Origin of the sequence: Aeromonas sp. R7-5 (assembly GCF_040908015.1) — a bacterium.
GTDB classification, from domain to species: domain Bacteria; phylum Pseudomonadota; class Gammaproteobacteria; order Enterobacterales; family Aeromonadaceae; genus Aeromonas; species Aeromonas caviae.
Window position 1 is genome coordinate 132,294 of the sequence record NZ_JBFOCZ010000012.1, and the last position, 24,825, is coordinate 157,118.

General features: G+C 62.8%; 19 protein-coding genes. 16 read left to right on the top strand and 3 right to left on the bottom strand.

Going from position 1 to position 24,825, the window contains the following annotated elements:
* The first annotated feature begins 180 nt into the window (after positions 1 to 180).
* From hscB to AB5Y53_RS04665, 15 genes are all read left to right on the top strand, one after another.
* Positions 181 to 699: a co-chaperone HscB gene (gene hscB / locus AB5Y53_RS04595; RefSeq protein ID WP_010675057.1), complete on the top strand. Its 519-nt coding sequence runs from the start codon at positions 181 to 183 to the stop codon at positions 697 to 699.
* Between the two features lie 28 nt (positions 700 to 727).
* Entirely contained in the window at positions 728 to 2,575 is a 1,848-nt protein-coding gene (gene hscA / locus AB5Y53_RS04600; RefSeq protein ID WP_368181227.1) for a Fe-S protein assembly chaperone HscA, read from the top strand.
* A 1-nt stretch (position 2,576) separates the two neighbouring features.
* Positions 2,577 to 2,915 carry an ISC system 2Fe-2S type ferredoxin gene (gene fdx / locus AB5Y53_RS04605; RefSeq protein ID WP_005299781.1) on the top strand — a complete coding sequence of 113 codons (339 nt, stop codon included), beginning with the start codon at positions 2,577 to 2,579 and terminating at the stop codon, positions 2,913 to 2,915.
* A 157-nt stretch (positions 2,916 to 3,072) separates the two neighbouring features.
* Complete coding sequence (gene pepB, locus AB5Y53_RS04610) at positions 3,073 to 4,374, top strand: aminopeptidase PepB (RefSeq protein WP_368181228.1); 1,302 nt, start codon at positions 3,073 to 3,075, stop codon at positions 4,372 to 4,374.
* On the top strand, positions 4,371 to 5,654 hold the full coding sequence (gene pepB / locus AB5Y53_RS04615; RefSeq protein ID WP_041213015.1) for an aminopeptidase PepB: 1,284 nt from the start codon (positions 4,371 to 4,373) through the stop codon (positions 5,652 to 5,654). Before pepB (AB5Y53_RS04610) ends, pepB (AB5Y53_RS04615) begins: the two co-directional genes overlap by 4 nt.
* Before the next feature lie 277 nt (positions 5,655 to 5,931).
* Positions 5,932 to 6,360, top strand: coding sequence for a nucleoside-diphosphate kinase (ndk, locus tag AB5Y53_RS04620; protein WP_045524435.1), 429 nt, complete (start codon positions 5,932 to 5,934; stop codon positions 6,358 to 6,360).
* Positions 6,361 to 6,527: 167 nt separating this feature from the next.
* Positions 6,528 to 7,631, top strand: a complete 1,104-nt coding sequence (locus tag AB5Y53_RS04625; RefSeq protein WP_180910998.1) for a bifunctional tRNA (adenosine(37)-C2)-methyltransferase TrmG/ribosomal RNA large subunit methyltransferase RlmN — start codon at positions 6,528 to 6,530, stop codon at positions 7,629 to 7,631.
* A gap of 11 nt (positions 7,632 to 7,642) precedes the next feature.
* Positions 7,643 to 8,434 (top strand): PilW family type IVa pilus biogenesis/stability lipoprotein TapF, encoded by a 792-nt coding sequence (gene tapF / locus AB5Y53_RS04630; RefSeq protein WP_080768047.1) that lies wholly within the window; start codon positions 7,643 to 7,645, stop codon positions 8,432 to 8,434.
* Entirely contained in the window at positions 8,424 to 9,344 is a 921-nt protein-coding gene (locus AB5Y53_RS04635; RefSeq protein ID WP_368181229.1) for a RodZ domain-containing protein, read from the top strand. Before tapF ends, AB5Y53_RS04635 begins: the two co-directional genes overlap by 11 nt.
* Before the next feature lie 10 nt (positions 9,345 to 9,354).
* Complete coding sequence (gene ispG / locus AB5Y53_RS04640; RefSeq protein ID WP_010675049.1) at positions 9,355 to 10,485, top strand: flavodoxin-dependent (E)-4-hydroxy-3-methylbut-2-enyl-diphosphate synthase; 1,131 nt, start codon at positions 9,355 to 9,357, stop codon at positions 10,483 to 10,485.
* A gap of 138 nt (positions 10,486 to 10,623) precedes the next feature.
* The gene (gene hisS / locus AB5Y53_RS04645) at positions 10,624 to 11,901 is read left to right on the top strand and encodes a histidine--tRNA ligase (protein ID WP_368181230.1); all 1,278 of its coding nucleotides are present in this window, start codon (positions 10,624 to 10,626) and stop codon (positions 11,899 to 11,901) included.
* Between the two features lie 3 nt (positions 11,902 to 11,904).
* Positions 11,905 to 12,555: a YfgM family protein gene (locus AB5Y53_RS04650; RefSeq protein ID WP_368181231.1), complete on the top strand. Its 651-nt coding sequence runs from the start codon at positions 11,905 to 11,907 to the stop codon at positions 12,553 to 12,555.
* Entirely contained in the window at positions 12,548 to 13,732 is a 1,185-nt protein-coding gene (gene bamB / locus AB5Y53_RS04655; RefSeq protein ID WP_029314685.1) for an outer membrane protein assembly factor BamB, read from the top strand. The genes AB5Y53_RS04650 and bamB overlap by 8 nt, the downstream gene beginning before the upstream one ends.
* A gap of 74 nt (positions 13,733 to 13,806) precedes the next feature.
* Positions 13,807 to 15,303 (top strand): ribosome biogenesis GTPase Der, encoded by a 1,497-nt coding sequence (gene der, locus AB5Y53_RS04660; protein WP_010675045.1) that lies wholly within the window; start codon positions 13,807 to 13,809, stop codon positions 15,301 to 15,303.
* A gap of 117 nt (positions 15,304 to 15,420) precedes the next feature.
* Positions 15,421 to 15,651: a zinc ribbon domain-containing protein gene (locus AB5Y53_RS04665; protein WP_039038718.1), complete on the top strand. Its 231-nt coding sequence runs from the start codon at positions 15,421 to 15,423 to the stop codon at positions 15,649 to 15,651.
* A 322-nt stretch (positions 15,652 to 15,973) separates the two neighbouring features.
* Here the strand turns inward: AB5Y53_RS04665 and mltF are convergent, their stop codons facing one another.
* Positions 15,974 to 17,467, bottom strand: a complete 1,494-nt coding sequence (gene mltF / locus AB5Y53_RS04670; RefSeq protein WP_029314683.1) for a membrane-bound lytic murein transglycosylase MltF — start codon at positions 17,465 to 17,467, stop codon at positions 15,974 to 15,976.
* Positions 17,468 to 17,616: 149 nt separating this feature from the next.
* On the opposite strand from mltF, the gene purL reads away from it, so the two are divergent.
* Positions 17,617 to 21,510 (top strand): phosphoribosylformylglycinamidine synthase, encoded by a 3,894-nt coding sequence (purL, locus tag AB5Y53_RS04675; RefSeq protein ID WP_368181232.1) that lies wholly within the window; start codon positions 17,617 to 17,619, stop codon positions 21,508 to 21,510.
* A gap of 268 nt (positions 21,511 to 21,778) precedes the next feature.
* On the opposite strand, the gene nuoN is transcribed toward purL, so the two are convergent.
* Positions 21,779 to 23,242, bottom strand: a complete 1,464-nt coding sequence (nuoN, locus tag AB5Y53_RS04680) for an NADH-quinone oxidoreductase subunit NuoN (RefSeq protein WP_210600104.1) — start codon at positions 23,240 to 23,242, stop codon at positions 21,779 to 21,781.
* Between the two features lie 43 nt (positions 23,243 to 23,285).
* Positions 23,286 to 24,803, bottom strand: coding sequence for an NADH-quinone oxidoreductase subunit M (nuoM, locus tag AB5Y53_RS04685; protein WP_103244619.1), 1,518 nt, complete (start codon positions 24,801 to 24,803; stop codon positions 23,286 to 23,288).
* Positions 24,804 to 24,825 lie beyond the last annotated feature (22 nt).

Here is a 24,825-nt window from a genome sequence, read left to right on the forward strand (position 1 = left end):
TGACCGATCGCCCATGTTTGCAACGCCTCGCAGCCCCAAGGGTGAGCCCTGTTGCGGCGAGTCTCTTGTGATCAACACCTTGCTCATCAACACAGTGGTGTGGACGCCAGTCCATGCCACTGCTTTCAAGTTCAAGACGAGTGTGGTTGCACTCCCAGCGCTATTGTCTGAGGACGAAGGATGAATCATTTCGAGCTGTTCGGGCTGGCTGAGGGCTTCGAGCTCGATACTCGCCAACTGGCTGACACCTATCGTCAGCTGCAGACCCAGTTCCATCCCGATCGTTTTGCGACAGCCCCCGAGCGGGAGCAGCTTGCTGCCGTGCAGCGTGCTGCCCAGATCAACGATGCGTTTACCACCCTCAAGGCCCCCTTGCGCCGAGCCGAGTATCTGCTCTCCTTGCGGGGAACCGATATTCGCGGCGAGCAGCAGACACTGCAAGATCCTGCCTTTCTGATGCAACAGCTGGAGTGGCGAGAGCGGCTGGCTGATCTCAAGGGCGACGCCGACCCTGAGGGGGCCATCAAGGATTTTCGCCAGGAGATCAGGCATGATCACCAGGCGTTGATGCAACGGCTGACCGACTCTCTCACCAGGGGTGAGGATCTGCAGGCGGCGGATTGCGTTCGCAAGCTCAAATTTGTCGACAAGCTCCTCGAGGAGCTGGAACGATTCGAAGACTCGCTGTTCGAGTCTTGACCCTCTAACGCAGGAATTGTGATTACCCATGGCATTACTGCAAATTGCCGAGCCAGGCCAGAGCGCCGCACCTCACCAGCATAAACGTGCCGTCGGCATCGATCTTGGCACCACCAACTCCCTGGTCGCCGCCGTGCGCAGCGGCCAGGCCGACACCCTCTGTGACGAGCTGGGGCGTGATCTGCTGCCCTCCGTCGTGCATTACCAGGCCGATACCATCCGGGTTGGCTTCGATGCCAAGCGTGAGGCGGCCCTCGATCCCCACAACACCATCGTCTCGGTCAAACGGATGATGGGCAAGGCGCTGGCTGATATCGATACCCGTCAGCAGCCTTACGAGTTCGTGGCTACCGAGACGGGCATGCCCCAGTTGCAGACCCGCCAGGGGCTGGTCAATCCGGTGCAGGTCTCGGCCGAGATCCTGAAAAAACTGGCCGAGCGCGGTGCCGCGTCCCTCGGGGGAGACCTCGACGGCGTGGTCATCACGGTGCCCGCCTATTTTGACGATGCCCAGCGTCAGGGCACCAAGGACGCGGCAAGACTGGCCGGCCTGCACGTTCTGCGGTTGCTCAACGAACCCACGGCGGCCGCGATCGCCTATGGCCTCGACTCCGGTCAGGAAGGGGTGATCGCCGTCTATGACCTGGGTGGCGGAACCTTCGATATCTCCATCCTGCGCCTGCATCGCGGGGTGTTTGAGGTGATGGCCACCGGCGGCGACTCGGCACTCGGTGGTGACGATTTCGACCATCTGCTGGCGGACTGGCTCAAAGAGCAAGCCGGGTTGTCCGGTCAGCTCGATGCCCGTACCCAGCGCGAGTTGCTGGATGCGGCGGCCAGCATCAAGCACGGCCTCACCGATGCCGATGCCGTTGCCTGCACCTTTGCCGGCTGGCAGGGTACCGTCACCCGCAGCCAGTTTGACGAGCTGATCCAGCCCCTGGTCAAGCGCACCCTGCAGGCCTGTCGGCGCGCCCTGCGCGATGCGGGTCTCGAGCAGGAAGAGGTGCTGGAAGTGGTGATGGTCGGTGGCTCGACCCGGGTGCCGCTGGTGCGCGAGCGGGTGGGCGAGTTCTTCGGCCGCACCCCATTGACCAGCATCGACCCGGACAAGGTGGTGGCCATCGGTGCCGCCATCCAGGCCGACATCCTGGTGGGCAACAAGCCCGATGCCGAGATGCTGCTGCTGGACGTCATCCCGCTTTCCTTAGGGTTAGAGACCATGGGCGGCCTCGCCGAGAAGGTTATCCCGCGTAATACCACCATTCCGGTGGCCCGCGCCCAGGAGTTCACCACCTTCAAGGATGGCCAGACCGCGATGGCCATCCACGTGGTGCAGGGGGAGCGCGAGCTGGTGGCGGATTGCCGCTCCCTGGCCCGCTTCACCCTGACCGGCATTCCGCCCATGGCGGCCGGCGCCGCCCACATTCGCGTCACCTTCCAGGTGGATGCGGACGGTCTGCTGTCGGTCAGCGCCATGGAGAAATCCTCCGGCGTGCAGGCCGAGATCCAGGTCAAGCCCTCCTACGGGCTGGGGGAAGATGACATCCTCAACATGCTGAGCGCTTCCATCGCCAATGCCCAGCAGGACATGGACGCCCGCATGCTGGCGGAGCAGCAGGTCGAGGCCGACCGGGTGGTCGAGAGCCTCAACGCCGCCCTGGCCGCTGATGGCGAGGCGTTGCTGAACCCCGCCGAGCGGGCCGAGCTGGATGCCGCCATCGCCCATCTGCTGACCATGCGCAGCACGGGCACCACCAACCAGATCAAAGAGGCCATCGAGGCGGCGGACGCTGCCAGTGGCGAATTTGCAGCCCGCCGGATGGATGCCTCCATCCGCAAGGTGCTGACCGGACAAAACGTCAACAAGGTGTGATATGCCAAAACTGATTATTCTGCCCCATCCCGAGCTCTGTCCGGACGGCGCGGCCCTCGAAGGTGCGACCGGTGAAACCATTCTGGATATCGCGCTGCGCAATGGTATCGAGATCGAGCACGCTTGCGAGAAGTCCTGTGCCTGCACCACCTGCCACTGCGTGGTGCGGGAAGGGTTCGACTCCCTCGAGCCGAGCGACGAGCTGGAAGACGACATGCTGGACAAGGCGTGGGGGCTGGAGCCGGAATCCCGTCTCAGCTGCCAGGCCAGACTGGCGGACGAGGATCTGGTGGTGGAACTGCCCAAGTACACCCTGAATCTGGCGTCCGAGCGCCACTGATGACCCCTTAATTACACATGAGTGAATTGCACGTGCAGCATCTCATGGTGCAGTAATGATATGGTGAAGGCCGTGACCCTTGAGGGAGCGGCCTTTTTTGTGCCCGTGATTTCCCTATTCGTTGATGAAAGTGCCAATAAAAAGGAAGCAAGAGAACATGGCTGACATGATGAACGTAAGGTTGTCGTCCCAGGCTGCCGCCGCCCAGTGGGGCGAGGGTGCCCTGCTCAGTTTCAACGGGGACGAGGCCCATCTCCATCTGGCCGCTGGCCAGGAGAAGGAGGCGCTGCGCGCCATCCAGCGCGCTGCCAGACGCCTCGAGTCGAGCGGCATCAAGCGCATCAAGCTGGTGGGCGAGGGGTGGAATGGGGAGCGTCGTTACGCCTTTGCCCAGGGCTTCTATGCCGCCAAGGGGGTTCGTGAGCTCGATTTTGGTGAACAGAGCGAGCAGGAAGCGGCCGAACTCGCCGCCTTGCTCAAAGCGACCCACTGGGTGCGCGAGGTGACCAACGGCTGCCCGGAAGCCATCTACCCCATGAGCCTGGCGGAGTCCGCTCTGCTGCTCATTCGCAGCCTCGGCGGTGACAAGGTGACCGCCCGCATCACCGCTGGCGAGGCCTTGCGTGAATCGGGTCATATCGGGATCTGGTCGGTGGGCCGTGGCAGCGAGCGCGAGCCGGTGCTGCTGGAGCTCGACTATAACCCGACCGGGGATGCCAACGCCCCCGTGGTCGCAGCGCTGGTGGGCAAGGGGATCACCTTCGATTCCGGCGGCTACTCCATGAAGTCCTCCGACAACATGCTGCCGATGAAGTCCGACATGGGCGGCGCCGCCATGGTGACCGGCGCCCTGGCGCTGGCCATCAGCCGTGGCCTGAACAAGCGGGTCAAGCTCATCCTCTGCTGCGCCGAGAACCTGGTCTCCGGCCACGCCTTCAAGCTCGGCGACATCCTCACCTATCGCAACGGCATCTCGGTCGAGATCCAGAACACTGACGCGGAAGGTCGCCTGGTGCTGGCAGACGGCCTGCTGGCCGCGAGCGAAAGCGGGGCTGCCTACATCCTCGACGCTGCTACCCTGACCGGCGCCGCCAAGACCGCGCTGGGCCGCGACTACAATGCCGTGTTTGCCCTCGATGAGGCGGAGCAGGTGCGCGCGCTGGCTGCCGCCAACGCCGAAAACGAGCAGGCCTGGCCGCTGCCGCTCGAACCCTGGCACGCAGGCCAGCTCACCTCGGCCTTTGCCGAGCTGGGCAATGTGGCGTCCGCAGAAGGTACTGCTGGCGCCACCACGGCAGCGGCTTTCCTGTCGCGCTTCGTCCGTGACGAAGGCAAGGGCTGGGTGCACCTGGACCTGGCCGCTTCCTATCAGAAGTCGGGCAATGAGCTCTGGGCGACCGGGGCCAAGGGCCATGGTCTTCGCACGATTGCCCGCTGGTTGCAGGAGGTGTGCGCATGAACGTCTGGTTGAGCCGAGAGTTTGCACCGGCCGAGTGGGGGGAGGGGGCACTGCTCTCCCACCGTGCCGACGGCATGGTGATCCATCTGGTGAGCGCCACTCCCTTGCTGGATATCCAGCAGGCGGCGCGGCGCCTGTGTAGCCAAGGGATCCAGCAGGTGGTCCTGGCTGGCCACTGGGAGCGAGAGCAGCAGTGGGCCTTTGCCCAGGGGCTGCAGACGCCCAAGGCGGAAGTGGGATTGCAGTGGGCCACTTCGTCCGAGGAGGACAGGGAGGAGTTGGAGGCGCGCTGGCTGTGCGGGCGCTGGGTGCGGGAGATGACCAACGCCACCCCGGAGCAGCTGGGGCCGCTGGAGTTGGCGGTCGAAGCAGCCGCCTTCCTCACCGAGCTGGCACCGGACCGGATCAGCCATCGCATCCTCAAGGGAGAGGCGCTGCAACAGGCGGGCTGGGTCGGTCTCTATCAAGTGGGTCGTGGCAGTGACCGCGAGCCCGTGATGCTGGAGCTGGATTTCAATCCGGGCAAGGATCCCAAGGCGCCGGTAGCGGCCGCCCTGGTGGGCAAGGGGATCACCTTCGATTCCGGCGGCTACTCCATGAAAACCTCCCAGGGCATGCTGACTATGAAACACGACATGGGCGGTGCCGCCATCGTCACCGGCGCGCTGGCGCTGGCCATTCTGCGCGGCCTCGACAAGCGGGTGAAGCTCATCCTCTGCTGCGCCGAGAACCTGGTATCCGGGCATGCCTACAAGCTGGGTGACATCCTCACCTACAAGAACGGCACCACGGTGGAGGTGGTCAATACCGACGCCGAAGGGCGTCTGATCCTGGCCGACGGCTTGCAACTGGCCGGTGAGTCTGGTGCGCCGCTCATCATCGACGCCGCCACCCTCACCGGGGCGGCCGTGATGGCGCTGGGGGGGCGTTACAACGCCCTGTTTGGACTGGACAAGGGGCTGGTGAGCCGCGCCATGGCCTATTCGGATGCGGAGCAGGAGCCTGCATGGCCGCTGCCGCTGGAGCCCTGGCATCGCCAGCAGTGCCCGTCCCACTATGCCGACACCGCCAACAGCCGCCCCGTGCCGGGCGGCGGACCGGGGGGGGCCTCCAATGCGGCAGGCTTCCTCTCCCGCTTTGTCCCTGATGAGGGAAGAGGCTGGCTGCATGTCGATCTCGCCGCCTGCTTCAGCGAGAACGGCGACAGTCTGTGGGCGCCCGGGGCCAATACCCTGGGGATGCGCACCATCGCCCATACCCTGCTGGCGGAGACGCGCTGAGTCAGTGAACGGCATCACAAGGGCACCTCAGGGTGCCCTTTCCAGTGCTGCTTTGCTGAGCAATTGATACGGTTTTGAGGCATTAGCATGCCGATCGTGCGCAAGCGCACATTTTTTCTCTCTGCCCTGGCACAAGATGAGTCACCATGTTGTTTCAAGGATTCTTTTGTTTAACAAAAAGTTGATTTTTTGTGTGTTATTTCGTTTTTTGTTTACGTATAATCGCCGCCGAACATGGATTCCTACAATAAAACTCTGTAGTTAAGGAAAGAACTCAATGGCTATCGAACGTACCTTCTCCATCGTCAAGCCGGATGCGGTCAGCAAGAACCTGATTGGTGCCATTTACAGCCGCTTCGAAAGCGCCGGCCTGAAAGTCATCGCCGCCAAGATGCTGCACCTGACCAGCGAACAGGCCGCCGGTTTCTACGCCGAGCACCAGGGCAAGCCGTTTTATGATGGTCTGGTCGGCTTCATGACCTCTGGCCCCGTCATGGTACAGGTGCTGGAAGGTGAAGACGCCATCCGCCGTCACCGTGAAATCATGGGCGCCACCAACCCGAAAGAGGCACTGGCCGGCACCCTGCGCGCCTGCTACGCCGAGAGCATCGATCGCAACGCCGTCCATGGCTCCGATGCCCCGGCCTCTGCCGCCCGTGAAATCGCCTACTTCTTTTCCGACGACGAGATCTGCCCGCGCGGCTGATGTTGTCTGCTGGTGACCAAGGGAGCTTCGGCTCCCTTTTGTTTTTTGGTCATCCTGCCAATATCCACTTATTCTCCAGGTGGAAAGCCAGACCCATTATTTGTACAATGCCGCCCCCTGACGTAGGTCAGCCGATAATTTATGAAGTGTGTGAGCTGAGGCCCCTGATGAGCGAAACAAAAACCAACCTGCTGGATCTCGACCGGGATGCCATGCGTGCCTTCTTCGTCGAGTTGGGCGAGAAGCCGTTCCGGGCAGACCAGATAATGAAGTGGATCTATCACTTCGGTTGTGATGATTTCGATCAGATGAGCAACGTCAACAAGGCGCTGCGCGAGCGGCTCAAGGCCATTGCCGAGATCCGTGCCCCCGAGATCAGCCGTGAACAGCGCTCCGCCGATGGCACCATCAAATGGGCGCTGCAGGTGGGCGATCAGGAGGTGGAGACCGTCTACATTCCGGAAGCGGACCGCGCGACCCTGTGCGTCTCCTCTCAGGTGGGCTGCGCCCTGGCGTGCACCTTCTGCTCCACCGCCCAGCAAGGGTTCAACCGCAACCTGAAAGTCTCCGAGATCATCGGCCAGGTGTGGCGTGCCGCCAAAGTGGTGGGCGGCAAGCGCCCCATCACCAACGTGGTGATGATGGGCATGGGTGAGCCGCTGCTCAACCTCGCCAACGTGGTACCGGCCATGAAGCTGATGATGGATGACTTCGGCTTCAGCATCTCCAAGCGCCGCGTCACTCTCTCCACCTCCGGTGTGGTGCCGGCGCTGGATATGCTGGGGGACCAGATCGACGTTGCCCTGGCCATCTCTCTGCATGCGCCGAACGACCAGTTGCGTTCCGAGATCATGCCGATCAACGACAAGTACAACATCGAAGCCTTCCTTGCCGGGGTACGTCGCTATCTGGCCAAGTCCAACGCCAACGGCGGCCGGGTGACCGTGGAGTATGTGCTGCTCGACCACATCAACGACGACATGCAGCATGCCCATGAGCTGGCCAAGGTCCTCAAGGAAACTCCTTGCAAGATCAACCTGATCCCGTTCAACCCCTTCCCGGGCAACCCGTTTGGCAAGCCGAGCAACAGCCGTATCGACCGTTTCTCCAAGGTGCTGATGGAATACGGCCTGACCGTCATCGTGCGCAAGACCCGTGGTGACGACATCGACGCCGCCTGTGGGCAGCTGGTGGGGGAGGTGATCGACCGCACCAAGCGCACCATGAAAAATCGGATGCAACAGGATGGGATTTCCGTCAAAATGGTTTAACTCCTAAGCCATTGTATAGACAGGAAATGGATATCCGTACATTGATCGTAGTGGCAGCGCTCTGTGCGCTGCCAGGCTGTGTCACAGAGACCACTTACGCTGGCCAGAATTCGACCCAGCGTGAAGTGGGTCCCGACCTCAAGGCCGCCGCCCAGACTCGTCTCGATCTGGGTATCCAGTATCTGCGCCAGGGCAATGCCGAGCAGGCCAAATTCAACCTCGACCGCGCCCTTCAGTACGATCCCAACAATCCTCAGGTCTACATCGGTTTTGCCTATTTCTATCAGCAGGTGTCGGATTTCAAGGCCGCCGAGGCGAGCTACAAGAAAGCGCTGGCCATGGATCCGTCCAATGCTGACGCGATGAACAACTATGGCGCCTTCCTCTGCAACCGTGGCCGCTTCGACGAAGCGGAAAAGGCGTTCTTGCAGGCCGTCAGCCAGCCCGATTACGTGAAGATCGCTGATACCTACGAGAATGCGGCGCTCTGCTCGATGCAAAATCACAGAAATGACAAGGCCGGCGAGTATTATCGTCTGGCCTTGGGGTATAATCCCCGCAATCCTAGGTTATTGCTGGACATGGCCGAGCTTTCCATGAAAGATGGCAAGCTTCCTGATGTCCAGTCTTACCTCGCGCGCTTTGCCGATGTGGCAGAGGAGAACGAGGAGAGCCTCTGGCTCCGGCTGCGGCTGGCCCAGGCCATGGACAAACCGGCATTACTTCACCAATTCGGGACTGAGCTGGTAAGGCAATATCCCACTTCGCAACAAGCCAAGCGTTACTTAGCCAATGACTACTGAACAGCCACACGATTTCCAAGACGACTCCCAGGCAGTTGGCCCAGGCCAGCTGCTGCGCAATGCCCGTGAACAGCTCGGCTGGACCCGGGAACAGGTTGCGTCCCGCATTCACCTTCGTCTGACCTTGATCGCCGCCATCGAAGCGGATACCTATGACAAGCACACGTCCCATACCTTCATTCGTGGCTATCTGCGGGCCTATGCCAAGCTCGTGGGCATCCCCGAGGAGACCATCCTCGCCGCCTACGAGAAGCTGGGACTGACCCCCCCAGACAACATCGACATGCAGAGCTTCTCCCGTCGCTCCCGCCAGCAGGCCAATGACAGCCGGCTCAAGGTGGTGACCTGGCTTGTGATCCTGGTGCTGATCGGGCTCTCCGTCGCCTGGTGGTGGCAGAGCACGGCGCGCCGCTCTGCCGGTGACGACGCCCTGGCGGCGACCGAGATGAGCGCGACCGTCAATACGCCGGAAGCGAATGTTGCCCCCGCCGTGGAGGTCGCCGAGCCCGTGCTGCCCGCAACGTCCGATGCCGTGTCCACCCAGGTTGTGGTGAGCGGTGCCACCGCGACCCTGCCTGTGGTCGCTACGGATGCCAGCGCTGCCGTCCCGACGAACGTTTCCGGTGCGGTCTCGACTGCCGAGAGCACGACCACCGAGCCCGCCAAGGCGCCCCAGCTCAAGATGAGCTTCACCGCCGATTGCTGGCTGGACGTCAAGGATGCCAACGGCAAGACCCTGTTCAGCGGTCTGAAGAAGGCGAACGACGAACTGGTACTGGAAGGACCCGAGCCACTCAGATTCATCATTGGCGCGCCCATGGCGGTCAATCTCGAATATCAGGGCAAGTCCTTCGACATGAGCCGTTACAACAACGGCCGGACTGCCCGCTTCTCACTGCCGCAGGAGTAATCAGTCCGCCATGTCTGTTCACGAAAAGCCCGCACACGAATCACCCATCGTTCGTCGCAAATCCAGACAGATCATGGTCGGCAACGTGCCGGTTGGGGGCGATGCCCCCATCACGGTACAGACCATGACCAACACCAAGACCACGGACGTGGCCGCTACCGTCGAGCAGATCCAGCGGATCGAGCGGGTCGGCGCCGACATCGTCCGGGTCTCCGTCCCCACCATGGAGGCGGCGGAAGCGTTCAAGCTCATCAAGCAGCAGACCCGCATCCCCATCGTGGCCGACATTCACTTCGACTACCGCATCGCCCTCAAAGTGGCCGAGTACGGGGCCGATTGCCTGCGCATCAACCCGGGCAACATCGGCAACGAAGAGCGGGTGCGTGCGGTGGTGGATTGCGCCCGTCACTACAACATCCCCATCCGGATCGGCGTCAACGGCGGTTCCCTTGAGCGTGATCTCCAGGAGAAATACGGCGAGCCGACCCCAGAGGCGCTGCTGGAGTCCGCCATGCGCCACGTGGATTACCTGGATCGCCTCGACTTCCAGAACTTCAAGGTGAGCGTCAAGGCGTCCGATGTCTTCCTGGCGGTCGGTGCCTATCGCCTGCTGGCCAAGCAGATTGATCAGCCTCTGCATCTGGGCATCACGGAAGCGGGCGGTTTTCGCGCCGGCGCGGTCAAGTCCGCCATTGGCCTTGGCATGTTGCTGAGCGAAGGGATTGGCGACACCCTGCGCATCTCCCTGGCCGCCGATCCGGTGGAAGAGGTGAAGGTGGGCTTCGACATCCTCAAATCCCTGCGCATCCGTTCCCGCGGCATCAACTTCATCGCTTGTCCCTCCTGCTCCCGTCAGGAGTTCGACGTCATCGGCACGGTCAACGCCCTGGAAGAGCGGCTCGAAGACATCATCACCCCGATGGATGTCTCCATCATCGGCTGTGTGGTGAACGGTCCGGGGGAGGCGCTGGTTTCCGATCTCGGCCTTGCGGGCGCCGCCAACAAGAGTGCCTTCTACGAGGGGGGCCAGCGGGTCGACCGGCTCGACAACAAGGATTTGATCCCGACTCTGGAGCGTCGCATCCGTGCCCGGGCCGCCATGCTGGATCCGGCCAACCAGATCCAGGTGGACAAAGGTTGAACCATGACGGGGCCACCTGGGGTGGCCCCGGCTTTAGGTTGTTGATTTTACATCCCGCATCCGGGCACCCGATTTTACCTCGGGGTCGAAAATCCCTATAATGCGGCCAAATTTTACCTCTTTTTCTCGAGTATCAACGTGGCAAAACAGATCCAAGCTATTCGCGGTATGAATGATTGCCTGCCGGAGCAGAGCCCGGTATGGCAGAAAGTAGAACAGATCCTGCGCCAGGTCGTGGCCAGCTATGGCTACAGCGAAGTGCGCATGCCCATCGTCGAGCAGACCCATCTGTTCAAGCGTGCCATCGGTGAAGTGACCGATGTGGTCGAAAAAGAGATGTACACCTTTGAAGACCGCAACGGCGACAGCCTGAGCCTGCGTCCGGAAGGGACAGCCAGTTGCGTGCGTGCCGGCATCGAGCACGGTCTGCTTTACAACCAGGAACGCCGGATGTGGTACATGGGCCCCATGTTCCGTCACGAGCGTCCCCAGAAAGGTCGCTATCGCCAGTTCCACCAGTTCGGGGTCGAGCTGTTCGGCATCAACGGGCCGGACATCGATGCCGAGCTCATCATGCTGACTCACCGCCTGTGGCGCCTGTTCGGCATCAGCGATCACGTGACTCTGCAGCTCAACACCCTTGGCCAGAGCAGCGAACGTGCCGCCTATCGCGATGCCCTGGTCTCCTATCTGGAACAGTACAAGAGCGATCTGGACGAAGAGAGCCAGCGCCGCATGTACAGCAACCCCCTGCGGGTGCTCGACTCCAAGGACGAGAAAGTACAGGCCATCCTGGCAGGTGCCCCCCGTTTGTTAGATCACCTGGGCGAAGAGAGCCTGGCTCACTTCGAAGGGCTCAAGCGCCTGCTCACGGCGGCCGGCATCCAGTTCGAGGTGAACGAGCGTCTGGTGCGCGGCCTCGACTACTACAACCTGACCGTGTTTGAGTGGGTGACCAACAGCCTGGGGGCCCAGGGCACCGTCTGTGCCGGTGGTCGCTACGACGGCCTGGTGGAGCAGCTCGGTGGCCAGCCGACCCCGGCGGTGGGCTTTGCCATGGGCATGGAGCGTCTGGTACTGATGCTCGAAACCCTCGAGCTCAATGCTGACATCCGCCCGGCGGTGGATGTCTATCTCTGCATGGTGGGTGAGGGGACCGAGCAGGCTGGCTTTGCCTTGGCCGAGCGCCTGCGCGATGCCCTGCCGGACTTGCGCCTCATGAGCCACTGCGGCGGCGGCAACTTCAAGAAACAACTCAAGCGTGCCGACAAGAGCGGCGCGGCCATTGCCCTGATCCTTGGGGAGACCGAGGTGCAAAGCGGGGAGATCACCATCAAATATCTGCGTGGCCAGGCCGAGCAACAGACCGTCTCGGTCGATGCCGCCATCGCCCTGCTGGCAGCGAAAGGAGAGTAAGCTGTGGAAGTGTATACCACTGAAGAACAACAGGTTGAGGTCATCAAGAACTGGTGGAAAGAGAACGGCACCTCGGTGATCGCCGGGACCGTGATCGGTTTGGTCGGCCTCTTTGGCTGGCGCTACTACAACGAGATGCAGCAGAACAACCAGGAAGCCGCCTCCCAGGCTTACAACGAGATGACCGCCCAGCTGGCCAAGGGGGATGACGCCGCCCTGGAGCAGGCAAAGAGCTTCATTACCGCTCACAAGGGTGACGCCTATGCCGAGCTGGCCGCCTTGCAACTGGCCGCGGCTGCCGTCAAGGCGGGCAAGCTGGATCTGGCTGCCGAGCAGCTGACCCTGGTGGCCACCAGTGGCGATGACAGCATCAAGCCCATCGCCGCCCTGCGTCTGGCACGGGTCCTGAGCGATCAGGGCAAGGCTGACGAGGCCCTGGCCCAGCTTGGCAAGATCAACAACGACGCCTTCAAGGCCCAGGTGGCGGAAGTGCGCGGCGACATCCTGCAAAAGCAGGGCAAGGCCGAAGAAGCGCGTGATGCCTATCAGGCGGCGGCGGATGCCGGCGGCCTGCAGAGCAGCGCCGAACTCAAGCTGAAGATGGATGATCTGGCGCTGCCAGCCGTCACTGCGGGCGAGGCTCCGGATGCGTAATCTGTACAAGCGAATGGCGCTGGGGGTGGCTGTCTCCTTCGCCTTGCAGGGCTGCTCCCTGTTCAGTTCGGAAGAAGATCTCAACCCCATGGCACCCCTGCCCAAGGTCGAGTCCGCATTCACTGCCGATACCGCATGGTCCTCCTCGGTCGGGGATGGCATCGGCGACTTCTACTCCCAGCTCAAGCCGGTGGTGGAAGAGGACCGCATCTATGCGGCGGCCCGCGATGGCGATGTGACCGCCTTCGAACGCGAGAGCGGCAAGGAGCTGTGGAGCGTGGATCTGGCAGATCTGCCCATCAACGCCGACAAGCGGAGTGCCCGTCTCTCCGGTGGTCTGGTCTCTCGCTACGGCAAGCTGTTCCTCGGGTCCGAAAACGGGGTGGTCTACGCCCTGAACGAGGCCAACGGCGAAGTGCTGTGGCAGACCACGGTGCCGGGTGAAGTGGTGGCGAGCCCCGCCGTCGAGGATGGCCGCGTGGTGGTGCTGACCACCTCCGGTCGTCTGGTGGCGCTCGATACCGACGAGGGCAAGCTGCAGTGGACCCTGTCCGAAGAGCAGCCGCCCCTGACCCTGCGCAGTGCCGGCGCCCCCATCATCACCAACGGTGCCGTCATCTATGGCCGCGCCGATGGCAAGGTGGGCATCGCCCTGCTGAGCAACGGCCAGCCGGTGCGTCAATCCAAGGTGGCTGACCCGCGCGGCGCCACCGAACTGGATCGGATGGTGGACGTCGATGCCAGCCCGCTGATTGCCGGTGATGAGCTCTACGCCATCGCCTACAACGGCCAGTTGATGGCGCGCAAGCTGATGAGCGGTGACGAAGTGTGGAAGCGCAAGTATTCCGGTTATCGCGACATGGCGGTGACCGGCAATGCCATCGTGCTGACCGACAGCCGCAGCCATCTGTTTGCGGTCGATCGCCGCAACGGTCTCGAGCTGTGGTCCAACACCCAGCTGGAAAACCGCACCGTGACCGCCCCCGTCATCCTGGGTGACTATGTGGTGGTCGGCGATGTGGAAGGTTACCTGTATTGGCTGGACCGTACCGACGGGACCATCAAGGCCATGCAGCAGCTCGACAGCAGTGGTCTCTATGCCGCTCCGCTGGTGGAGGGTGACACCCTGTATGTGCAGAGCCGTGACGGCAAGTTGTACGCCCTCAAGCGTCCTTGATCGTCCGATAATGTGAATATCCGGCTCCTGGTCTTCGGACCCGGAGCCTTTGTCGTCTTGAGAATGAGGCTTTTATGACTCCTGTAGTTGCCCTGGTGGGCCGCCCCAACGTGGGGAAATCCACCCTGTTTAACCGCCTGACCCGTACCCGGGATGCCCTGGTTGCCGACTTCCCCGGCCTGACCCGGGACCGCAAATATGGCCAGGCGAAGCTGGGCGAGCTGGAATTTATCGTGGTCGATACCGGCGGTATCGATGGCACCGAGGAGGGGATCGAGCTGAAGATGGCCGAGCAGTCCCTGCTGGCCATCGAAGAGGCCGATGTAGTGCTCTTCATGGTGGATGCCCGTGCCGGTCTCACCGCGGCGGATCAGGCCATCGCCGAGCACCTGCGCAAGACCCACAAGAAGGTGTTTCTGGTGGCCAACAAGACCGACGGCATCGACGGTGACTCCGCGGTGTCCGAGTTCTACGGTCTGGCCCTGGGCGAGGTCTACCAGATGGCGGCCGCCCACGGCCGTGGCGTACTGAGCCTGCTGGAGCTGGCCCTGGCCCCCCACCTCGAGACCCTGGTCGGCTCTGCCACCGAGGCACAAGAGGAAGAGGAGCTGGAGGAGTTCGACGAAGAGGCCCTGCTGCGCATGGTGGCTGCCGGTGAGCTCGACACCCGGGAAGACACCAAGGAGACGCCGTTCGCCGACCTGCCCATCAAGTTCGCCATCGTCGGTCGTCCCAACGTTGGCAAATCCACCCTGACCAACCGCATGCTGGGTGAAGATCGGGTCATCGTCTACGACATGCCGGGTACCACCCGCGACTCCGTCTACATCCCCATGGAGCGCGACGATCAGAAATACGTGGTCATCGACACCGCCGGCGTGCGTCGCCGTGGCAAGGTGCACGAGACGGTGGAGAAGTTCTCCGTCATCAAGACGCTCAAGGCGATTGAAGATGCCAACGTCTGCCTGCTGGTCATTGACGCCCGGGAGACCATCACGGATCAGGACTTGAGCATCCTCGGCTTCGTGCTCAACAGCGGCCGCTCCGTGGTACTGGTGGTCAACAAGTGGGACGGCCTGGATCAGAAGGTGAAAGAGGACGTCAAGAACGAGCTGGACAGACGCCTGGGCTTCATCGACTTCGCCCGGGTGCACTTCATCTCCGCCCTGCACGGCAGTGGCGTCGGTCACCTGTTCGAATCCATCAACGAGGCTTACGAGTCCGCGACTCGCCGCACCAGCACCGCCATGCTGACCCGCATCATGCAGATGGCCCAGGAAGATCACCAGCCGCCCATGGTGAATGGTCGCCGGGTCAAGCTGAAGTATGCCCACGCCGGTGGTTACAACCCGCCGCGCATCGTGATCCACGGGAACCAGTTGAACGACCTGCCTGACTCCTACAAGCGCTACCTCATCAACTACTTCCGCAAGTCGTTGAAAATCATGGGGACGCCGATCCGGGTGGAGTTCCAGGAGTCGGTCAACCCGTTCGAGGGCAAGAAGAACACCCTGACCCTGAGCCAGGAACGCCAGCGCAAGCGCCTGCTCAAGGCCAAAGCGAAGAAATAAAGCCCTGCGGCTGCCCTTACCGGCAGCCGTTTTTCTTGGTGGCCCTCCTCAGGGCAGATAAACCGGGGGAGGGGCTGCGGGTAATGCCGGTGCCAGTGACGTAAAGAGGAGAAGAGAATGAACACGCTGACCTGCCCTGCCTGTCAGGGCGAACTGGACAGCCGCAGCCGCGAGACGACGTGTGGCCAGTGTCAGGCCCGTTATCGCATCCGGGCCCTGTGTCCTGCCTGCGGGCAGGAGCTGGAGCGGCTTCGGGCTTGCGGCGCGGTGGATTATTTTTGCAACCACTGCAACACCCTGGTCTCCAAGCGCACCGTTCTGTTTGAGGCGCAGCCTGACAAGGCATAAAAAAACCCGGCTGATGCCGGGTTTATACTGTGTGCTCCGCTATCAGCAGCGTGAAGGAGCGGTTTCTGTGCCAGATCTTGCGTTTCATGTCGGCCAGCTTGAGCTTGCGTCTCGGGCTCCAGGCACATTTGGTTTTTCGGGCCAATATGGCTCTTCTGCGTGCTCGCATCCTGTTCTCCTCCCTGGTCTTGCGTGGGGCCGAAAGGGCCCTTGGCAGGAACTGCAACGCAATGAATACATTGCAATAAGTTCGCTCCAGCGCCCCTCGTATACCCAAGGATGGTAACAGAGAACAGGGCAGGAAAACACACCCCCGGCGAGGCTAGGGGGTGATGATCTGTTTGACCACTTCGGCGATGATGGCCGGACGCTGTGCCGGCACGTCCGGCTCGCTGCTGTCGTCCTCGTCCAGCTCCTCGCGACGATGGGCCTTCTGCTGTTCGTTGTCGAGCCAGAGCAGGCTCTGGTAGTACTGGCGCACGTTGTTGACATAGTTGCGCGCCTCGCCGCCACGGGCATAGCCATAGCGCACCTTGCGATGCCAGCGTGACTGCTGCAACAGGGGCAGCACCTCTTTCACGTCGCTCCAGGCGTCCGGGTTCTTGCCCAGCTCCTTGGTCAGGCGGCGGGCATCCATCATGTGGCCGTAGCCGATGTTGTAGGCGGTGAGGGCAAACCACACTTTCTCGTCCGCCGGGACCGAGTCGGGCACCTTCGCCATCATCTCCTGCAGGTAGCGGGCGCCCCCCTTGATGCTCTCTTCCGGGTGGGTGCGATCGTTTACCCCCATTGCCTTGGCGGTCGGACCGGTGAGCATCATCATGCCACGCACCCCGGTGTAGGAGCGTGCCTGGGGATCCCAGTGGGATTCCTGATAGCTGATGGCGGCCAGCAGCCGCCAGTCGATATCCTTGGCGTGGGTCTGGAACAGCGCCTGGTACTTGGGCAGCAGGCTCTTGGCCCGTTGCAGGAAGGTACGGGTGTCGACGAAGTCGAAATTCTGCACGTGGCCGAAGTACTTCTCGTCGAGCTTGGCGATGGCGCCATCCATGAAGCGCTGACCGAAGAAGTCGATGATGCTGGCGTAGAGGCTGTCGTCGGGCAGCTTGGTCATGGCCCAGGCCACGGTCTGCTTGCTGGCGAGGGTCAAGCCCTCGGTGAGTTCGGGGTAGTAGCGCTGGGTACGGGCCAGTATGGTGTCCTGCACCACCGTGTAGTCCACCTTGCCGTCGGCCACCTGCTTGAGCAGCTCTTCCACGTCCGCATCCCGATTGGTGCTCCACTTCAGGTTGGGGTACTGCTTGGCCAGCTCCTTCATCAGGTCCTCGCCGGTGGAGCCCGCCGGCACCACTATGCTGCCCTTGATGTCACCGAGGTTCTTGGGCCTGGGGGAGCCGTTGCGATAGACCAGCTTGGGGGAGACCTGGTAGAAGCCGGGGCCGAAGCGGAACAGCTTGCGCCGCTCCGGGGTCACGACGATGGCGGCGGCGGCGAGATCCAGCTTGCCCTTTTGCAGTTGCTCGACCAGCTCGGCGGTGCTGTAGGCAGGTACTATGGTCAGCTTGACCCCCAGCCAGTCGGCGTAAAGCTGCGCCAGCTCGTAGTCGAACCCCAGTGCGGTGTCGTCACGCTGGTAATAGGAAGTGGGGCCATAGAGAGTGCCAACCCGGATCTCGCCTCGCTGGCGGATCTGCTCCAGTTGGCTGGAGGGGTGGTAGAAGTCGCAACCGGCCAGGGCCAGCGTCAACATCATCCCGATGAACAGTCGAAAAATGCAGCGCAAGTAGGTGAGTACCCTTGTTGAAAAAATCGGCATTTGTCAAAAAAGAGGCACCTTTATACCAGAGAGTATGAAGGGAGTCACACCGCGCGAGATGAGAAAAACGTTTGTTCAGGATGGGCCTGATCCCTATAATACGCGCGTCTCAAATCCCCCCACACTCTAAAACTTGGTGAGAAAGGTATATGGAAATCTTGCGTGGTGCCCCAGCACTGTCTGAGTTTCGTGTCCACAAGCTGCTGCAGAGCTGCGCACAGAGAGGAGTAGAGATAGCAAGCGTCTATGCGGAATACGTGCATTTTGCCGAGCTGACGAGCCCGCTGTCGCCCCCCGAGCGAGCGACCTTGGGCCAGCTTCTGCGCTACGGCCCGACCATCCCGGAACACACCCCCAGCGGTCAGCTGTTCCTCGTTACCCCCCGCCCCGGCACTATCTCCCCCTGGTCTTCCAAAGCAACCGACATCGCCCACAACTGCGGCCTGAAACAGGTCAAGCGGCTGGAGCGCGGCATTGCCTATTACGTGCAGGCCAAGGGTGAGCTGAGCGTGGCCCAGCGTAGCGAGATCGCGGCCCTGCTGCACGATCGCATGATGGAAGTGGTCTTTGCCGAGATGAACGAGGCCGCCGCCCTGTTTGCTCACCACGAGCCGCGCCCCTTTACCCAGGTAGATGTGCTGGGTGGTGGTCGCGCCGCCCTGGAAGAGGCCAACGTGACCCTGGGTCTTGCCCTGGCCGATGACGAAATAGATTACCTGGTGACCAACTTCACCCGGCTGGGTCGCAATCCCAACGACATCGAGCTCTACATGTTTGCCCAGGCGAACTCCGAGCACTGCCGTCACAAGATCTTCAACGCCGACTGGACCATCGACGGCGAGCAGCAGCCCAAGTCGCTGTTCAAGATGATCAAGAACACCTTCGAGCAGACGCCGGATCATGTCCTGTCTGCCTACAAAGACAACGCCGCGGTGATGGAAGGCAGCCAGGGTGGCCGCTTCTTCCCGAGCCCCGCCAACGGTGAGTACCAATATCACCAGGAGCGCGTCGACATCCTGATGAAGGTGGAGACCCACAACCACCCGACCGCCATCTCTCCCTTCCCGGGGGCCGCCACCGGCTCCGGCGGCGAAATCCGCGACGAGGGTGCGACAGGCCGTGGCGCCAAACCCAAGGCGGGCCTGGTGGGCTTCTCTGTCTCCAACCTGCGCATCCCCGGTTTCGAGCAGCCCTGGGAGCAGGACTTCGGCAAGCCGAGCCGCATCGTCAGCGCCTTTGACATCATGCAGGAAGGGCCCCTTGGCGGCGCCGCCTTCAACAACGAATTCGGTCGCCCTGCCATCCTGGGTTACTTCCGTACCTTCGAAGAGCAGGTGCCGAGCCACAACGGCGTCGAGGTGCGCGGCTACCACAAGCCCATCATGCTGGCGGGTGGTATCGGCAACATCCGCAGCGAGCACGTCCAGAAAGGGGAGATCCCGGTGGGGGCGGCCCTCATCGTGCTGGGTGGTCCGGCCATGAACATCGGCCTGGGTGGCGGCGCAGCCTCCTCCATGGCGTCCGGTCAGTCTGCCGAAGATCTCGACTTCGCCTCCGTGCAGCGTGACAACCCCGAGATGGAGCGTCGCTGCCAGGAAGTGATCGACCGCTGCTGGCAACTGGGGGACGACAACCCCATCGTCTTCATTCACGACGTGGGCGCCGGTGGTCTCTCCAACGCCATGCCGGAGCTGGTGAGCGACGGGGAGCGCGGTGGTCGCTTCGACTTGCGTGCTATTCCGAATGACGAGCCGGGCATGAGCCCGCTGGAAGTCTGGTGCAACGAATCCCAGGAGCGCTATGTGCTGGCCGTGGCCCAGGACAAGCTGCCTCTGTTCAAGGCCTTGTGCGAGCGCGAACGCGCCCCCTATGCCGTCATCGGCACCGCCACCGAAGAGAAGCATCTCACTCTCTCTGATGATCACTTTGACAACCAGCCCATCGATCTGCCGCTGGACGTGCTGCTTGGCAAGGCGCCCAAGATGCACCGTGACGTGCAGAGCCTGCCCGCCCAGGGCAAGGCGCTGCAACTGGACGGCATCACCCTCAGCGACGCCGCCGAGCGCGTGCTGCGCCTGCCGACCGTGGCGGAGAAGTCCTTCCTCATCACCATCGGCGATCGCACCGTAACGGGCCTCGTCAACCGCGACCAGATGGTCGGCCCCTGGCAGATCCCGGTGGCTGACTGCGCCGTCACCGCCGCGACCTACGACAGCTACCACGGTGAAGCCATGTCCATGGGCGAGCGCACCCCGGTGGCGCTGCTCTCTCACGCCGCCTCCGCCCGCATGGCGGTGGCCGAGGCTCTGACCAACCTGGCACCGGCCAATATCGGCTCCCTCAAGCGGGTCAAGCTCTCCGCCAACTGGATGTCTGCCGCCGGTCACCCGGGGGAAGATGCGGGCCTCTACGAAGCCGTGAAAGCGGTGGGCGAGGAGCTCTGCCCGGCCCTTGGCATCACCATCCCGGTGGGCAAGGACTCCATGTCCATGAAGACCCGCTGGCAGCAGGACGGCGAGGAGCGCAGCGTCACCTCGCCGCTCTCCCTGCTCATCTCCGCCTTTGCCCGGGTCGAGGACGTGCGCAATACCGTGACCCCGCAACTGCGCACCGATCTCGGTGAGACCGACCTTATCCTCATCGACCTTGGCAACGGCAAGCAGCGTCTCGGCGCCTCGGCCCTGGCCCAGGTCTATCGCCAGCTTGGGCAAAGCGCCCCGGATCTGGACAACCCGGTTCAGCTCAAGGGCTTCTTCAACGCCATCCAGGCGCTGGTGGCGGATCGCAAGCTGATTGCCTACCACGACCGCTCCGACGGCGGCCTCTTCGTCACCCTGACCGAGATGGCGTTTGCCGGTCACTGCGGCTTCGACATCCAGCTCGATCGCGTGGGTGGCGACCTGCTGCCGGCCCTGTTCAACGAGGAGCTGGGTGCCGTCATCCAGGTTCGTCGCGAAGACAAGGAAGCGGTGCTGACCCTGCTGGCCGGTCACGGTCTGGCAGCCTGCTCCCACGTGCTGGGCACGGTGCGCGAAGACGACCTCATCCTGTTCCAGCGTGCCGGCAGCGAGGTTTATCGCGCCAGCCGCACCGCCCTTCGCACCCTCTGGGGCGAGACCAGCTGGCAGATGCAGCGCCTGCGGGACAACCCGGAGTGCGCCGATCAGGAGCATGCCGCCCGCCAGGACGCCACCGATCCGGGTTTGCAGGCCAGGCTCACCTACAACCCGTCCGACGACGTGGCCGCGCCCTATATCGCTCGCGGGGTTTCTCCCCGTCTGGCGGTGCTGCGCGAGCAGGGGGTCAACTCCCACGTGGAGATGGCGGCCGCCTTTGACCGCGCCGGTTTTACTGCGGTGGACGTGCATATGAGCGACATCCTCGAGGGGCGCATCAAGCTGGAAGATTTCCAGACCCTGGTGGCCTGTGGCGGCTTCTCCTACGGCGACGTGCTGGGGGCGGGCGAAGGCTGGGCCAAGTCCATCCTGTTCAACGACAACGCCCGTGAGCAGTTCCAGCGCTTCTTCGAGCGCGGCGATACCCTCTCCCTGGGGGTGTGCAACGGTTGCCAGATGATGTCCAACCTGCGCGACCTCATCCCGGGGGCGGATCTCTGGCCGCGCTTCGTGCGCAACCGCTCCGAGCGCTTCGAGGCGCGCTTCAGCCTGGTGGAAGTGCAGGACTCCCCGTCCGCCTTCTTCGCCGGGATGGCGGGCTCCGTGATGCCGATTGCCGTCTCCCACGGGGAAGGACGCGTGGAAGTGCGCGATGCCGCTCACCTGGCTGCGCTGCAACAGAGCGGTCTGGTGGGGCTGCGTTTCGTGGACAACCGCGGCAACGTCACCGTGCAATACCCGGCCAACCCCAACGGCTCCCCTGACGGTATCACCGCGGTGACCAGTGCGGACGGTCGCGCCACCATCATGATGCCGCACCCGGAGCGGGTGTTCCGCACCGTGGCCAACTCCTGGCACCCGGACAACTGGGGAGAGGATGGCGCCTGGATGCGCATGTTCCGCAATGCTCGGGTTCGCCTGGGTTAAGCGCCAGCAAGAAACCAAAAACCGGCCCCAGTGGCCGGTTTTTTTATGGGCATGGGTCTGAGAATGGGGAGGGCAGGAGGAGACGATCACGATGGGGGCGAGGCCGTCTTCAGCCCACTGCTCCGCCAGCTGCTTGCTGGAGGATATGGCATGGATTGAGGGGGCCGATCTGGTATCGCCAGCCAGACGGGCAAGCCGGACCGAGCCTTGGCGGGCATAAAAAAACCGGCCATGGAGGCCGGTTTTGCTGTGTGAGCTGAACCTGAGGCTAGCGCAGCACCACGTGCTGGAAGCCCTGCACCAGGCTGATGACGGGCTGGGGGTAGATGCCGAGCAATACCACCAGAATGGCGGAGAGCAGCACCACCAGGCCCCCGGAGGAGAAGGCCCAGTCGGCCCTGGCATCGCGCAGTTGCATGCCGGGTTCACGCAGGTAGAGGGTGACCATGACCCGCAGGTAGTAGTAGAGCCCCAGGGCACTGCCGAGCACGATGGCGCCACTGAGCCACCACAGCTTGGCATCGACGGTGACACCGATGAGGTAGAACTTGCCGATGAAGCCCAGCGTCATGGGGATACCCGCGAGGGAGAGCATCATCACCGTCATCACCGCCGTCAGATAGGGGCGCTTCCAGAACAGACCGCGATAACTGTGCAGGGAGTCCGCATCCTTGCCGCGATAGGGGCTGGACATCATGCTGATGACGCCGAAGGCCCCCAGGCTGGTGAACAGGTACATCAGCAGGTAGACACCCGCCGCTTCCACCGGCATCTCGCCGAGGCGGCTTGCCACCACCACTGCCAGCAGATAGCCGAAGTGGGAGATGGAGGAGTAACCCATCATCCGCTTGATGTTGGTCTGGATCAGCGCCAGGAGGTTGCCGACCACGATGGAGAGGACCGCCATGGCCGCCAGCAGCCAGTGGATCATGGGATCCGAGGTGGCGGGTACCGCCAGGTAGAAGCGCAGCAGCACGCAGAACACGGCTATCTTGCTCACGGTGGCGAGGAAGGTGGCCACCGGTGCCGGTGCCCCTTCATAGACGTCCGGGGTCCAGAGGTGGAAGGGGGCGAGGGACAGCTTGAACGCAAAGCCGACCAGCATCAGGCCAAAGCCCCCCATCAGCAGCGGATGGTGAGCCGGGCTCTGGGCCAGGGTCACACCGAGATCGCTGAAGCTCAGGCTTCCGGCCTGGGCGTAGAGCAGTGCCATGCCGAACAGCAGGAAGGCGGTGGCACTGGCGGAGAGCACCATGTACTTGATGCTGGCTTCCAGCGAGTGCCGCTCGCGATAGGCATACCCCACCAGACCGAACATGGGTAGGGTCAGCATCTCGATCCCGATGAAGAGCGAGGCGAGGTGACGGGAGGCCGCCAGCACCAGACCACCGGCGGTGGCGATGAGCAGCAGCAGGTAGAACTCTTCCCGGTTGTCCGGATAGCCCTTGAGCCAGGTGCGACCGAAGGTGCAGGTGGCCAGGGCCCCGATGAGCACCAGCCCCATGTAGAAGACCGCGTAAGCGTCCACTTGCAGCAGGGGAGTGACCCCCTGATCCCCCTGGGCCATCACGATGGGCAGGGAGAAGAGCGCGAGGTTGAGGCCGATGATGGTGACCACGAAGGCGGTGTCGTCACAGCGCTTCCAGGCGATGGCCAGCATCAGGGCCACCATGGCCCCCGTGGTCAGCAACAGGGGCAGCAGGGCCAGCAGTTGAGAAACAGTAAACGTCATGACAGTGCTCCCGACATGGACAAGGAAGGCGAAAGAGAAAGCATCATTGCAGCGCCCCCGTGCCCGGCAGCGCGTACCAGTGCAGCACGCTCAGGAGGCTGCTGCTGGCGGTGTCGAGCACCGGCTGGGGATAGAGACCGAGCAGCACCAAGAGGCCGGCGATGGTCAGCATCATGGTCAGCTCCCGGGTATCTAGCCCCTTGAGCATGCTCTCCTCCCGGGGCGTCCCGAAGCAGGCCCGCTGCAGCATGATGAGGGAGTAGACCGAGGCCAGCACCAGCCCGAAGGTGGCGATGACGGTGATGACGGGGGCCACCTGGAAGCTGCCGATGAGGATCAGGAACTCGCCGACGAAGTTGCCGGTCCCCGGCATCCCGAGGGATGCAACGGAGAAGAACAGCATCACGCCGGGCAGGTAGCGCAGCCGTCCCCAGAGACCGCCCATCTGGCGCAGATCCCGGGTGTGCAGACGCTCGTAGAGCTGGCCGCACAGGATGAAGAGGCCGGCGGCCGAGAGCCCGTGGGCAATCATCTGTACCACTGCCCCTTGCAGGGCGAGCTCGCTGCCGGAGTAGATGGCGATCATCACGAAGCCCATGTGGGAGATGCTGGTGTAGGCAACCAGCCGCTTGATGTCGGTCTGGGCAAAGGCCAGCAGGGCGCCATAGACGATGCCGATGAGGCCGAGCACCATGGCGTAGGGGGCAAACTCGGCGGACGCCTCGGGGAAGAGCGGCAGGGTAAAGCGCAGCAGGCCGTAGGCCGCGGTTTTGAGCAAGATGCCCGCGAGATCCACGGAGCCTGCGGTGGGCGCCTGGCTGTGGGCATCAGGGAGCCAGCCATGGAGCGGCACCAGGGGCATCTTGACCGCGAAGGCGATGAAGAAGCCCAGCATCAACAGCCACTGTACCGTGCTGCTCATGGGTGTGTTGAGCAGTTCCTGATAGTTGAAGGTGAAGACACCAGTAGCGGCGTGGTGGGTCAGTACCAGGCCCAGGATGGCCACCAGCATGATGAGGCCGCTTGCCTGGGTGTAGATGAAGAACTTGGTGGCGGCGTTGATGCGCGACTTGCCATCAGTGACCGAGTGGCCCCAGAGCGCGATCAGGAAGTACATCGGCACCAGCATCATCTCCCAGAAGAAGAAGAAGAGGAACAGATCCACCGCCATGAAGACGCCGAGCACGCCCCCCAGGATCCACAGCAGGTTGAGGTGGAAGAAGCCGATGCGCTGGACGATCTCCTTCCAGGAACAGAGGATGGCCAGCACGCCGATGAAGCTGGTGAGGATCACCATCAGGAGCGACAGCCCGTCCACGGCGAGGTGCAGGGAGATGCCGAAGCGGGGGATCCAGGGTTGTTGCCACTCGGCTGCCCAGACGGGGAGGCCGGGGCTGGCGAGGGTGAAGTCACCACCGAGCCAGATGGCGCTGGAGAGCACCAGACAGGCGCTCATGGAGGCGAGGGCCACCCAGCGGACAAACTGTCCGCCGAGCCGCTCCATCTGCCAGCAGAGCAAGCCGCCGATGAAGGGAATTAGCAAGATCCAGAGTAAGGTCACGATATCAGCTCTCATCTAGGTT

What these genes read in the sequence shown, in the direction of transcription:
- hscB (WP_010675057.1), top strand. Translation starts at nt 181, where the DNA reads ATGAATCATTTCGAGCTGTTCGGGCTGGCTGAGGGCTTCGAGCTCGAT.
- hscA (WP_368181227.1), top strand. Translation starts at nt 728, where the DNA reads ATGGCATTACTGCAAATTGCCGAGCCAGGCCAGAGCGCCGCACCTCAC.
- fdx (WP_005299781.1), top strand. Translation starts at nt 2,577, where the DNA reads ATGCCAAAACTGATTATTCTGCCCCATCCCGAGCTCTGTCCGGACGGC.
- pepB (WP_368181228.1), top strand. Translation starts at nt 3,073, where the DNA reads ATGGCTGACATGATGAACGTAAGGTTGTCGTCCCAGGCTGCCGCCGCC.
- pepB (WP_041213015.1), top strand. Translation starts at nt 4,371, where the DNA reads ATGAACGTCTGGTTGAGCCGAGAGTTTGCACCGGCCGAGTGGGGGGAG.
- ndk (WP_045524435.1), top strand. Translation starts at nt 5,932, where the DNA reads ATGGCTATCGAACGTACCTTCTCCATCGTCAAGCCGGATGCGGTCAGC.
- AB5Y53_RS04625 (WP_180910998.1), top strand. Translation starts at nt 6,528, where the DNA reads ATGAGCGAAACAAAAACCAACCTGCTGGATCTCGACCGGGATGCCATG.
- AB5Y53_RS04635 (WP_368181229.1), top strand. Translation starts at nt 8,424, where the DNA reads ATGACTACTGAACAGCCACACGATTTCCAAGACGACTCCCAGGCAGTT.
- ispG (WP_010675049.1), top strand. Translation starts at nt 9,355, where the DNA reads ATGTCTGTTCACGAAAAGCCCGCACACGAATCACCCATCGTTCGTCGC.
- bamB (WP_029314685.1), top strand. Translation starts at nt 12,548, where the DNA reads ATGCGTAATCTGTACAAGCGAATGGCGCTGGGGGTGGCTGTCTCCTTC.
- der (WP_010675045.1), top strand. Translation starts at nt 13,807, where the DNA reads ATGACTCCTGTAGTTGCCCTGGTGGGCCGCCCCAACGTGGGGAAATCC.
- AB5Y53_RS04665 (WP_039038718.1), top strand. Translation starts at nt 15,421, where the DNA reads ATGAACACGCTGACCTGCCCTGCCTGTCAGGGCGAACTGGACAGCCGC.
- mltF (WP_029314683.1), bottom strand. Translation starts at nt 17,467, where the DNA reads ATGCCGATTTTTTCAACAAGGGTACTCACCTACTTGCGCTGCATTTTT.
- purL (WP_368181232.1), top strand. Translation starts at nt 17,617, where the DNA reads ATGGAAATCTTGCGTGGTGCCCCAGCACTGTCTGAGTTTCGTGTCCAC.
- nuoN (WP_210600104.1), bottom strand. Translation starts at nt 23,242, where the DNA reads ATGACGTTTACTGTTTCTCAACTGCTGGCCCTGCTGCCCCTGTTGCTG.